This is a genomic window from Gleimia coleocanis DSM 15436 (assembly GCF_000159015.1).
In the GTDB taxonomy this organism is placed as follows: domain Bacteria; phylum Actinomycetota; class Actinomycetes; order Actinomycetales; family Actinomycetaceae; genus Gleimia; species Gleimia coleocanis.
Map to the genome: position 1 here is coordinate 12,831 of NZ_DS999545.1, position 11,758 is coordinate 24,588.

10 protein-coding genes are annotated in these 11,758 nt (G+C 49.1%); 5 read left to right on the forward strand and 5 right to left on the reverse strand.

Annotated elements, in window-relative coordinates; genetic code table 11:
• Positions 1 to 302: 302 nt before the first annotated feature.
• Both thiD and dnaB read right to left on the reverse strand, forming a co-directional pair.
• Complete coding sequence (gene thiD / locus HMPREF0044_RS04890) at positions 303 to 1,118, reverse strand: bifunctional hydroxymethylpyrimidine kinase/phosphomethylpyrimidine kinase (RefSeq protein WP_006547013.1); 816 nt, start codon at positions 1,116 to 1,118, stop codon at positions 303 to 305.
• 47 nt (positions 1,119 to 1,165) lie between these two features.
• Positions 1,166 to 2,500, reverse strand: coding sequence for a replicative DNA helicase (dnaB, locus tag HMPREF0044_RS04895; protein WP_006547014.1), 1,335 nt, complete (start codon positions 2,498 to 2,500; stop codon positions 1,166 to 1,168).
• 360 nt (positions 2,501 to 2,860) lie between these two features.
• On the opposite strand from dnaB, the gene HMPREF0044_RS04900 reads away from it, so the two are divergent.
• From HMPREF0044_RS04900 to rplI, 5 genes are all read left to right on the forward strand, one after another.
• Positions 2,861 to 4,198 (forward strand): MATE family efflux transporter, encoded by a 1,338-nt coding sequence (locus HMPREF0044_RS04900; protein ID WP_006547015.1) that lies wholly within the window; start codon positions 2,861 to 2,863, stop codon positions 4,196 to 4,198.
• A gap of 183 nt (positions 4,199 to 4,381) precedes the next feature.
• Positions 4,382 to 4,669: a 30S ribosomal protein S6 gene (rpsF, locus tag HMPREF0044_RS04905; RefSeq protein ID WP_006547016.1), complete on the forward strand. Its 288-nt coding sequence runs from the start codon at positions 4,382 to 4,384 to the stop codon at positions 4,667 to 4,669.
• A 35-nt stretch (positions 4,670 to 4,704) separates the two neighbouring features.
• On the forward strand, positions 4,705 to 5,313 hold the full coding sequence (locus HMPREF0044_RS04910; protein ID WP_006547017.1) for a single-stranded DNA-binding protein: 609 nt from the start codon (positions 4,705 to 4,707) through the stop codon (positions 5,311 to 5,313).
• Between the two features lie 48 nt (positions 5,314 to 5,361).
• A complete protein-coding gene (gene rpsR / locus HMPREF0044_RS04915) occupies positions 5,362 to 5,601 on the forward strand; it encodes a 30S ribosomal protein S18 (protein ID WP_006547018.1) in 240 nt (79 codons plus the stop codon).
• 21 nt (positions 5,602 to 5,622) lie between these two features.
• Positions 5,623 to 6,072 carry a 50S ribosomal protein L9 gene (gene rplI, locus HMPREF0044_RS04920; protein WP_006547019.1) on the forward strand — a complete coding sequence of 150 codons (450 nt, stop codon included), beginning with the start codon at positions 5,623 to 5,625 and terminating at the stop codon, positions 6,070 to 6,072.
• A gap of 191 nt (positions 6,073 to 6,263) precedes the next feature.
• On the opposite strand, the gene HMPREF0044_RS04925 is transcribed toward rplI, so the two are convergent.
• The 3 genes from HMPREF0044_RS04925 to HMPREF0044_RS04935 all read right to left on the reverse strand — a co-directional run bounded on the left by HMPREF0044_RS04925 (position 6,264) and on the right by HMPREF0044_RS04935 (position 11,718).
• A complete protein-coding gene (locus HMPREF0044_RS04925) occupies positions 6,264 to 8,717 on the reverse strand; it encodes a transglycosylase domain-containing protein (protein ID WP_006547020.1) in 2,454 nt (817 codons plus the stop codon).
• Entirely contained in the window at positions 8,718 to 10,172 is a 1,455-nt protein-coding gene (gndA, locus tag HMPREF0044_RS04930) for an NADP-dependent phosphogluconate dehydrogenase (RefSeq protein ID WP_006547021.1), read from the reverse strand.
• A 76-nt stretch (positions 10,173 to 10,248) separates the two neighbouring features.
• Entirely contained in the window at positions 10,249 to 11,718 is a 1,470-nt protein-coding gene (locus HMPREF0044_RS04935; RefSeq protein WP_006547022.1) for a CCA tRNA nucleotidyltransferase, read from the reverse strand.
• Positions 11,719 to 11,758 lie beyond the last annotated feature (40 nt).

Consider the following 11,758-nt stretch of genomic DNA (forward strand, 5'->3'; position numbering starts at 1 on the left):
CTTTTCTCCTTATTTTTTAGCGTTGGTCATTTTTCATAACCAAGTCTAGTAAGCAATTGGTATACGCGCTACTGGAAAGCGAAAAAGAGGCATCAATCACTCAACTTATCAAGTGATTACGTAATCAACTTCAGGTCTTTACCAACACTTTTATTTGATTTAGATGCTAAACAATTACACTAACTGCGACCCTTATCGAAATGAAAGTCGCAGTTAGTGTGCAAATCGTGGTTAAAAATCACAGTTTAGGCAAGAAGAAAGTAGTCAGTGCCGATAGATCCCGCAAGTATTCCTAAGCTAAGTCAGTGTTCTACAACCGCTTGCTGCCACAGGGTAGCGTGCGGGTGATGGGTTTCTAAGCGTCCTTCGATACCAGCAGTTACAATATCCTTCGCGGTAGCAACCGCATCCTCAATTGCTGCTCCCTTAGCCAGCTCAGCGGTAATAGCAGCTGCCAAAGTACAGCCCGCACCACCAACACGTTCCTGACCAACTTTAGGACGTGCAAAACGAGTAACCTTTTCACCATCCCACAAGATATCAACCGCCTCATCACCAGGTAGTTCCACACCACCTTTAGCGATCACATAACGTGGGCCAAGCTCACCAATACGTTTAGCAGCCTCAATCAGGTCATCCTCAGTCTCAACTTTAATACCTGAAAGTGCCTCAGTTTCAAAAAGGTTCGGAGTGACAACCGTAGCTAAAGGTAAAACTTTGGCTTTTAGAGCTTGATCAACGTCGTAAGCTGCCCCAGCTTCTTGGCCTTTACAAATCAACACGGGGTCAAGCACAATGTTCTTCCACTCCTGCTGTTGCAAGGATTCAGCAACCGCTTCAATGGTTGGAACCGTACCGAGCATACCAATTTTTACGGTATCAACATCATGGCAGGCCACCGCAGCTTCCACCTGCTCTTTAATGACCTGCGAATCAACTGGAACAAACCGATGATTCCAATTGTTTTGTGGGTCAAAAGAAACGATACAAGTTAAAGATCCCATGCCGTATACGCCCTGCTGATGGAAAGTTTTTAGATCCGCTTGAATACCAGCACCACCAGTGGATTCAGAACCAGCAACAACCAAAGCAACTGGGGGACGTTTTTCATTAGTCATAATTCACTCCAAAAATATCAGGATGTACTGCTATAAGATTAACTCATTTACTGTCGCGCCATATCGCTAAACCGCGCCAAATGCCCTTGGAAAGTAACTGGGAGTACAGCAACTTCACCGTTACGATGCTTAGCCACAATAATATCGGCTTCGCCCGGTCGGTCCTCTTTGTCATAGTAATCTGGGCGATGCAGTAGCATAATAACATCGGCGTCCTGTTCCAAAGAGCCAGATTCACGCAAATCAGCAATCATTGGTTTCTTATCAGTACGTTGTTCCGGACCACGGTTCAACTGCGCTACCGCTACTACTGGAACTTCTAGTTCCTTTGCCAACAACTTTAGGTTACGTGAGAATTCAGAAACTTCCTGCTGACGGGATTCAACTTTTTTACTTGACGTCATCAACTGTAAATAATCAATCACAATCAGCCCTAACCCCCCCTGCTGTTTCAGGCGACGACATTTAGAACGAATTTCATTCATAGCCATATTCGGAGAGTCATCAATATATAACGGAGACTCAGAAAGACGCCCTAGGGAACTGGTAATACGCGACCAGTCTTGACCACTTAACTTTCCCCGTCGCATATTCCCAAAAGAAACACCCGTTTCAGCTGCTAATAAGCGCATTGCAATTTCAGAACGCGACATTTCCAAACTAAAAATCACAGAAGGTAACTTATGAGCAATCGCTGCTGAACGCAGAAAATTCATTGCCAAAGTGGACTTCCCCATGGCCGGACGTGCCGCGACAATAATCATCTGCCCCGGTTGTAACCCAGTAGTTAAGTTATCTAAATCAATCAACCCAGTGGGCACACCCTTTGAAGGACCCTGGTTAGCTTCAATATCTTCCAGTTCCTGCACCAAAGATTCAGTAAGCTCACTCAAGGCCACGTAATCATTGTGATTACGGTTCTCAGCTACCGCCATAATCTCAGCCTGAGCTTTATCGACAACTTCATCTACTTCGGATCCGTCGGTAGTGTAGCCCAACTGCACAACGCGAGTACCTGCATCTACCAGGCGACGCAATACCGCGCGTTCAGAAACAATCCGAGCATAAAAGTTAGCGCTTGCTGCTGTGGGGACAGAAGAAATCAGGCTATAAAGATAGTCGCGTCCGCCCACAGTACCGAGCTTCCCATTTTGTTGTAAAGAATCAGCTACAGTGATGGCGTCGGCAGGTTCACCTTCTGCATGAAGCTCCATAATGGTGTCGTGAATGAGTTCATGTTTAGGAAGGTAATAGTCATGTGACCTTAGGATTTCAGCTACTTCATCGATAGCTTTCTTCGAAAGCATCATCGAACCCAGAACTGACTGTTCTGCTTCTAAATCCTGAGGTGGAATGCGATCAAATGTGTTGTTTTCAGCCATCTATTTCCGTACTTTCTATGAAGTAACAGCAGTTATCCACAGCTTTTCTTGTACTGCTAGGATTCGTCTATCTTTATGCAGAATACCGCCTAGTTACTGTACTTTGCAGTAGTTATCCAACCTTCAATGTGGACAAACCCCGGTATACTTGTGGATAACCAGGGGATAACCTGTGAATTTTGTGGATAACTTGTGTATAGTCGCTGTGAGTTGCCCTCACTCACAGCTCCGCAAACCCACAAAAAACCTCAATACTTACCCACAATTTCATTCACAACCTGTGGATAAAAAATAATCTGTGAATTTCGTGGATAACTTTACCCTTAAAACCAAAACCTTAAATCAGAACTTTAAACCTCTATGAGAGCCAAAAATATTCACCACGACATCCTCAACCTCGCAATACCCGCATTAGCAACCCTCATTGCACACCCCCTGTTTACCACCATCGATGCCGCCATGGTAGGACACTTAGGCACCCACCCCCTCGCCGGACTTTCTATAGGCTCAACTATCCTCACCACCCTATTCGGACTCTTCATCTTCCTCGCCTACTCCACCACTTCCATTACCGCGAAACACTTTGGTGCAGGAAACACTAAATCCGGTCTAAAAGCTGGGGTAGACGCCCTCTGGCTCGCCATTCTCATCGGAGTCATCGCGACCCTGTTCCTCCTACTTACTGCCACCACGCTCATCCGCTGGATGGGTACTTCCCCAGAAACCTACCCCCATGCCCACGCCTACTTAACCTATGCCACCCCCGGGCTGATCGGCATGCTACTTTCCTTAGCTTCAACCGGCACCCTCCGCGGTCTCTTAGATACCCGCACGCCACTTCTCGTAGCTAGCTTTGGTGCAGTCTTTAACACGGCCGTTAACTACCTTTTAATCTTCGTCTTTCAGTTTGGAGTCGCAGGCTCTGCAATCGGCACTTCTCTGACTGAACTCATGATGGGGATCGTTCTCGCAACCAAAATCATTACCACTGCCCACGCCGCACAGATTTCTTTCCTACCCGATTTTTCAGGTATTTTCACTGCAAGCCTAACTGGAGCACCCCTTATTATTCGCACTCTCGCGATGCGTGTATGCCTGTTCTTCACTGTTGTTACTCTCACTCAAGCTGGTGACTTCGCAGTAGCCGGCAATCAAATTGTTACCACCGTCTGGAACTTCACTGCTTTTGCGTTAGATGCTTTAGCTATCGCCGCCCAAGCTTTAGTGGGTCGCAGCTTAGGCGCAAATAATCTGGCAAACACTCGCTCACTGCTACAAATTCTGGCGCATTGGGGCTGGGCAGCCGGTACACTCTTAGGCATTTTAGTCGCTACCTTCGCCCCACTTATACCCCTTATTTTTACTTCCGAAACAGCACTAGCGTCCATTACGACTGCCGGGTTATGGGCATCCGCGCCCTTTTACCTGTTAGCCGGATACGTTTTCGTCCTCGACGGTATTCTCATTGGCGCAGGTGACAACCGTTACCTAGCCGTAGCTTCAACCGCGGTTATGACGATTTACCTACCTGCCTTACTGGTTTTCGACCGCGCTTACGTTGGCGGCGGACCGCTTACCACTGAGTTTCAGCAAACCGCCCTCGTAATAATTTGGATTTTATTTGGGATTTTCTTTATGGGAGGTCGGGCATTTTCGCTTTTCTGGAGGGCGCGTCAAGATACTTGGATGCACACTTAAACTAACTCCGGTGATAGTCTTATAGTGCCGTAAATCGCTCTGAATTTCACTAGCAAAATAACCTTAAACCCCGTAAGATTGTTATTTGATTGGGCTCTTTTAGATGAAAGAGTTTAATCATTCGCATATCCCTCCTGTCACGGACCGTCCGTGACCGATTTAGTCCAAAGGAGGTGGGGAATAATGCGTGCATACGAATTAATGGTGATCTTCAATCCTACCGTTGATGAACGCACCGTCGCTCCCTCAATGGAAAAGCTACTGACTCTGGTAACCCAGAATGGTGGCACCGTTGAGAATGTTGACGTATGGGGCAAGCGCCGCCTGGCATACGAAATCCAGAAGCAGTCTGAAGGTATTTACGTGCTGGTTCACATGAACACCACCCCAGACGTAGCACTGGAAATCAACCGTCAGCTTACGCTTAACGAATCCGTTATGCGTACCAAGTTGCTGCGCAACGAAGCCTGAAATTATTTCACCCTATAGAAACGTAAGGAACAAAGATGGCTGGAGATACGATCGTTACGATTGTTGGTAATCTAACTGCTGATCCAGAACTGCGTTACACGCCGTCTGGCTCCCCAGTAGCTAACTTCACCGTCGCATCAACCCCACGCACTTTTGATCGGGCTTCCGGTCAATGGAAAGACGGGGACGCATTATTCATGCGTTGCTCCGTTTGGCGTGAGTTCGCAGAAAACGTTGCTGATTCTCTGTCTAAAGGTATGCGCGTTGTAGTTCAGGGTCGCCTGATTCAACGTTCATACGAAGGGCGTGATGGTTCACAACGTACTTCCGTGGAACTGCAGGTAGATGAAATTGGTCCTTCCCTGCGTTACGCGCGCGCTCAGGTAACCCGCACCCCATCTAACTTTGGTGGTGCCCAGGGTACTCAGGGCGGTTTCAATCAGGGCAGCCCTTCCGGTTTTAACCAGGGCGGTTTCAATCAGCCAGAAGCTGACTCTTTTGCTACTCCAGCACCATACGGTAATGCCGGTGGTTATGGTACGCCAGCAGGGGCTCCTAGCTTCAGTGCTGCTCCAGGTGGTTCCGCTGCTGACCCTTGGTCTACAGGTGGCGGCAGCTCTTTTGACGACGAACCACCGTTCTAATCAACTGTGACTAACTTTTAAAGTTACCTATTCTTTTTAGGAGACACCATGGCGAAGCCACAACTTCGCAAGCCATTGAAGAAGAAGGCTAATCCTCTTCGCACGGCTAAGATCGAAAACATTGACTACAAGGATACTGCTCTGCTACGTAAGTTCATTTCTGACCGTGGTAAGATTCGCGCTCGTCGCGTAACTGGCGTATCCGTACAGGACCAGCGTCGTATCGCTAAGGCAGTTAAGAATGCCCGCGAAATGGCTCTGCTCCCTTACTCCAGCTCCGGTCGCTGAGTTTTAGAAGGAGACTGAATAATGGCAAAGCTTATTTTGACCCACGATGTCCCTAACCTCGGCTCCGCAGGTGACGTTGTTGTAGTTAAGGACGGTTACGCACGTAACTACCTGGTTCCGCGTCGCCTGGCTGAACGCTGGACCGCTGGCGCCCAAAAGCAGATTGACGCTGCTGTAGCTCTGCATCGCAAGAAGGCTATCGAAAGCATCGAAGATGCTCGTGCAGTTCGTGATCAGCTAGAAGCTGCTAAGTACACTGTTGCTAAGCGCGCATCTGCAACTGGCAACCTGTACGGTGCACTGTCCTCTGCTGACGTTGCAGCAGCTGTTGAAGCTACTACCGGCGTTAAGCTGGACCGCCGTAAGGTAGTTATCGAAAACGCAATCAAGAACACTGGTTCTGTTGTTGTTTTCGCTAACCTCCACCCAGAGGTTTCTGCTCGCCTAAACGTTAACGTTGTAGCGGAATAATAGCTTTTTAAAGCTTCTTTTGAGGGGTGGTTGCGAACTTAGGTTCGCAACCACCCCTCTCTTTGTCTTTCCTTTCCTGCGCGCGATTTACGCTTCCACACAGGTAAAACATAGGCACTTAAGTTCGGACGTGTATAAGAGAAAGAAAGGGGCTCTATCCGATTAGGATAGAGCCCCTCAGTAGTTTAAAGCTACTGTTTATCTTTATTCGGGTCTACAGGTACTGGCGTAGCGCCATCATTAGAACCGGTACCAGGAGCAGGATCTGGCTGCACAGGTTGTTCAGGCTGTGCAGGGTCTTTTGGCTGTGCCGGCTCGTCTTCTTCCTTCACTATTTCAGCTGGTTTCTGAGGCTCCGGAGAAGGCTCAGCAGGCTTTTCTTCCTTCTCCACTGGTGGCACGTACTGTTTCTTGAACTTAGATTGACGGTACTGTTGCTTAAACCAGTCGAAGTCAGCGTATGGGTACTTCTCTACAGTTGGAATCATGAAGTTAGCCCAAACTTGACCAGGAATCGATGAACCAGTCACCTGATCTAACCCATTCCACGGAGTAATAGTTTCAGTTTCCCCATTTGGACCCACCTGATAGAACGAAACCGTAGTTACCAGCTGTGGAATGAAAGCTACGAACTGTGCGGAGCGGTTTTCTTCGGACGTACCTGTCTTACCTGCTACTGGGCGACCTAATACGTTCGCATTGAAACCAGAGCCAAATTGCACTACGTCACGCAGTGCTGGGAAGATTTCAGAAACCTCCTCAGTGCTGTAAACGCGTTCACCCTTCGTATCTGCAGTGTAAATAACATCGTCTGCACCGTCTTTAACCTGACGCACAATGTGTGGATCAATACGTACACCACCATTAGCAAAGGTTGCGTAAGCACGAGTTAAATCAATGTTGTGTACGGCAGCAGAGCCCAGAATGTTATTCAGGTTATCTTCAAAACCTACCACGTCATCTGAAAGTCCCAAACGTTTTGCTGCTTCCACAGTCTTTTCTGGGCCCATCGCATCATTCATATACACAAACGGACTGTTTGCAGACTTTGCAGTAGCATAACGCAAGTTAATATACCCATAGGAAACATTCCCAAAGTTACGTAGTTTGGGTGCGACCACTCCGGTGCGAGAATCCTTAATCTCTACGCCACTGTTACCGTTGTAAACATCGTTAATAGTACCGCCCGCTGCTATGTATCCCATGAGACCCAGGGGTTTCATAGTAGAACCAGCCATTGCGTAGTCTTGGGTCACAGCATTTGACTGCAATTTTTGGTAGTCAGCTCCCGCATATTCGGCAACAATTTCACCAGTATTTGGATCTACCGCTGATAGTGCAACGCGCAGGTTCTCAGCGTGACCAGAAGGAATCTGTGCGACTGCTTGCAACGCGTTATTCTGAATCTCTTTATCGATGGTTGAAATAATCTTGTAACCACCGGTGTTGATTTGTTCTTCGGTGAAACCAGCTTTTTTTACTAGTTCCGTACGAATCTGCTGCATGAGGTAGCCGTTTGTTCCGCTGAATGAAGCAGAAACTTGTGGTTCAATCACTTCTGGGAAAGTCGCTTCGCTACGTTCTGCTTCCGTGATCCAGCCGTCCTCTACCATTAGGTTGAGGACACGTTCAAAACGCTTTTTCGCGATATCTGGGGATACTGCTGGATCCCAAGCTGATGGCGCTGGAATAATCCCGGCTAGCATGGCAGATTCTGAGAGGGTAAGTTCAGTTGCTGAGTGCCCGAAGTATTCTTGGGCGGCAGCTTCAATGCCGTAGGCTCCGCGTCCAAAGTAGATGGTGTTGAGGTAGTTTCCGAGGATTTCTTCCTTGGACTGCTGGCGGTTAATCTTAAGTGCCAGAATCGCTTCTTTCATTTTGCCGACGTAGCCGGTGGTGGTGTCTAGGTAGTAACGTTCCACGTACTGCTGTGACAGGGTTGAGCCACCTTGCAGGGGCCCGCCACGCAGGTTATTTACGGCTGCTCGGGCAATACCGAAAAGGTCGATACCTGAGTTGGTGAAAAATGAGCGGTCTTCAGAGGCAACAACAGCTTGTCCCACGTATTCTGGCAGTTGCTTGGCGTCAATAATTTTTCTGTTTAGTTCACCGAAAGTTCCCATTTCGGTTTCGCCGTCTGCATAGTACACAGTGGTGTTTTGCGCGAGGGCGAATTCCCCTGGTGCAGGCAGTTTAATCATGGCGTAAGCGATAGAAAACCCGGCGATGCCTAAGATGATTCCAAGTAGTGTAGTAAACGCGAAGCCTTTGAAAATGCGTTTCCCTAAGCTGGCTTTCAGTTTCCTTTTTTTGCCTTTGGCTGCCATGTTATTCCTCCTCGGAATTTCGGCGTTTTCGGCTTCTGTCGCGACCGTAGTTGCAACTGCTGAGACCGCTCTCACACGTGATGAGTGTGTACTTGCCGAGTCTGTGTTTTCGGCTTTGATTTGGCTAAATAAGCTGACTCGCTGAGTCCCTGACGCTTGTGGGTCAGCGGATTTTTGGGGCTCAGATTTTGGGTTAACTTCGTGAGCTACCTGCGGAATGGAGCTTTCCGCTTGGGTAGCTAGAAGCTCTGCTTCACGGCGTTGGTGTTGGAGTTCTTTCCGTGAAGGTAGTCCTGATGGCTTATGCGAGTCATTCATTTATGCCTCTTCTTCTGGCCGTCCTGGTTCTGCCCAGAAGGTATGGAAGGTACCTTCCTTGTCAGTGCGCTGGTAGGTGTGTGCGCCAAAGAAGTCACGTTGTCCTTGAATTAACGCAGCTGGTAGGCGCTTTGCGCGAAGCATATCAAAGTAAACAAGTGAAGATGAAAATACTGGGGTTGGTACGCCGTGTAATACGGCATCTGCTACTACTCGACGCCATGCTGGCACTGCAGCGTCAATTTTTGCAGCGAAATTCTCATCTGCCATAAGGAGAGGTAGTTCTGAGTTTCGCTCATATGCTTCAGTAATGTCTCCGAGGAATACTGCGCGAATAATGCAGCCTCCACGCCAGATGCGTGCCACGTTAGCGCGGTTAATGTCCCAACCGTAGGTTTTAGCAGCTTCTGTAATCTGGTCAAAACCCTGCGAGTATGCAACTATCTTTGAAGCATATAGTGCCTGGCGAACGTCTTCAATAAATGCCTCTTTATTTGTTATTTCGTCATTTGCTGTGTGCCCGGCGAAGGTTCGTGCTGCTTGGCGTTGTTCTGTGGCTGAAGATGCGCCGCGTGCCATGGTTGCTTCTGCAATTGCAGTTACTGGTACTGCTAGGTCAAGAGCGTTCTGTACAGTCCATTTACCAGTGCCTTTCTGGGAGGCGCGGTCTACGATAAGGTCTACCAGCGGAGTTCCGGTTTCTGCATCTACCTGACGTAATACTTCTGCGGTAATTTCAATCAGGTAGGAGCCAAGTTCAGTTTCATTCCAGGCTGCGAAGATTTCTGCAATTTCACCTGCAGATAGACCTAAGCGTTGCTTCAACAGGTCGTATGCTTCGGCGATTACCTGCATGTCGGCGTATTCAATACCGTTGTGAACCATTTTCACGAAATGTCCGGCACCGTCTGTACCTACGTGGGTACAGCATGGTTCCCCATCTACCTTTGCTGAAATCGCTTCGAACATGGGGCCTAGTCGATCGTAAGATTCTGGGGTGCCGCCTGGCATGATGGATGGTCCCCACAGTGCGCCTTCTTCACCGCCAGAAACGCCGGCGCCTACAAAGTGTAGTCCGCGAGCGCTGCACCAGGCTTCACGGCGTACGGTGTCGCTGAATAGGGAGTTACCGCAGTCCACGATAATGTCGCCAGCTTCCATGTGTTCTGCCATGCTTTCCATGACGGCGTCAGTAGCCGCTCCGGCTTGTACCATGATGATGCCAACACGCGGAGGTTCCAGGGAGCTAATGAATTCAGCCATGTTGTGGGATGGCACGAATACTGCTTCTTCTCCGTGTTTGCCCATGAAGTCTGCGGTGCGTTCGACACTGCGGTTACCTACGGCAGTGCGGTATCCGTTGCGGGCCAGGTTGCGGGCCAGATTTGAGCCCATGACGCCCATTCCGTAAACGCCGATGTCGGCGGTTGCTGGCTGTGGAGAGTTAAAAGACATGCTGTCTCCCTGTTCAACTAATTAGTACTTATTTTTATTTTCGTTGAATTAGTGGGAGGTTTCCAGCGAAGAGCCTTTATTGCGGGATATTCCACCAAACTTTAAGTAGCTCAGCAGCTTTTTCTTTTCCAAGTGGCCCGTGTTCCATGCGTAGTTCCAGTAGGTACTTGTAGGCTTTGCCAACTTCTGGACCGGGGGTTAGTCCTAGTAGCTCCATGATTTCGCTACCGTCAAGATCTGGACGAATGGAGTCTAGTTCTTCTTGTGCTTTTAGTTCAGAAATGCGTTTTTCTAAGTCTGCGTAGGCGGTTTCTAGGTACAGGGCTTTACGTCGGTTACGGGTGGTACAGTCTGCTTTGGTGATGCGGTGTAGGTATTCCAAGAGGTGTCCGGCGTCAGCTACGTAGCGTCGTACCGCTGAGTCGGTCCAACTTTGGTCGCCGTATCCGTGGAACCGTAGGTGCAGTTTGACCAGTTCTGAGACGTCTTCGGTGGTTTGTTTATCGAACTTTAGGGCTTTCATGCGTTTGCGCGTCATTTTTGCCCCCACGTAGTCGTGGTGGTGGAATGAGACGGTTCCGTCGGCTTCAAATTTGCGGGTGGCGGGTTTGCCAATGTCGTGCATGAGGGCGGCGAATCGGAGTGTAAAGTCCGGTCCGGGAACTGGGCCGTCAGCGTCTGTTTCAAGGGCGATTGCGCGGTCTAAAACAGTAAGCGTATGTTCGTAAACGTCTTTGTGGCGGTTGTGTTCGTCTACAGTTTCTCGCAGAGCTGAGAATTCGGGTAGTACGATGTCACAGACACCTGTGTACACCATGAGTTCCAGTCCTCGGCGTGGGTAGGGGCTGATAATTAGTCGTTCAAGTTCAGCGCGGATTCGTTCTGCAGAGACGATTTCCAAGCGGTGAGCTTGTTCTTCCATGGCGGCGATGACGTCTTCGGAAACGTCGATTCCGAGTTGAGCGGCGAATCGTGCTGCCCGCATGATACGAAGTGGGTCATCGTCAAAGGATTGCGTAGCTGAGACGGGTGTGCGAAGCACGCCATTAGCTAAGTCTTGTAACCCGTTGTGGGGGTCTACCAGTTTTAGGTCTGGAAGAGTGATTGCACAGGCGTTTACGGTGAAGTCCCGTCGGGTAAGGTCACCTTCGAGGGTGTCTCCGTATTCTACGACTGGTTTACGTGAGCCTACTTCGTAGGCTTCTGTGCGGTAGGTGGTGATTTCGACGGTGAGTTGGTTCTTCCGCCCTCCGATAGTGCCGAAGGCTTTACCAACTGCCCAGGTAGCTGCCCCCCATTTTTCAAGGAGGCCTTCTGTGGTATCTGGGCGAGCGTTGGTAGTGAGGTCGAAGTCGTGTGGCGTAAGTGAAAGGAAGGCATCACGGACGGGCCCTCCGACAAGGGCGAGTTCGTAACCAGCCTCAGCGAAAACGTGACCTAAATCAATAATTTCTTTAGGTAGTTTCGCAAAGGTTTTCTTCGCATTGGCTAAAAGACGTTGCGAATCCAAGCATCCAACGCCTAAAGTGACTTCTTGCAAGCTCAAAAGATGGCTCCTGATTATCGAACGCGAACCTGGTTTAGGC

Bases quoted from the DNA above. Each gene is read 5' to 3' on its own strand.
- rpsR (WP_006547018.1), top strand. From the start codon at position 5,362: ATGGCGAAGCCACAACTTCGCAAGCCATTGAAGAAGAAGGCTAATCCT.
- HMPREF0044_RS04900 (WP_006547015.1), top strand. From the start codon at position 2,861: ATGAGAGCCAAAAATATTCACCACGACATCCTCAACCTCGCAATACCC.
- rpsF (WP_006547016.1), top strand. From the start codon at position 4,382: ATGCGTGCATACGAATTAATGGTGATCTTCAATCCTACCGTTGATGAA.
- gndA (WP_006547021.1), bottom strand. From the start codon at position 10,172: ATGTCTTTTAACTCTCCACAGCCAGCAACCGCCGACATCGGCGTTTAC.
- HMPREF0044_RS04925 (WP_006547020.1), bottom strand. From the start codon at position 8,717: ATGAATGACTCGCATAAGCCATCAGGACTACCTTCACGGAAAGAACTC.
- dnaB (WP_006547014.1), bottom strand. From the start codon at position 2,500: ATGGCTGAAAACAACACATTTGATCGCATTCCACCTCAGGATTTAGAA.
- HMPREF0044_RS04910 (WP_006547017.1), top strand. From the start codon at position 4,705: ATGGCTGGAGATACGATCGTTACGATTGTTGGTAATCTAACTGCTGAT.
- thiD (WP_006547013.1), bottom strand. From the start codon at position 1,118: ATGACTAATGAAAAACGTCCCCCAGTTGCTTTGGTTGTTGCTGGTTCT.
- rplI (WP_006547019.1), top strand. From the start codon at position 5,623: ATGGCAAAGCTTATTTTGACCCACGATGTCCCTAACCTCGGCTCCGCA.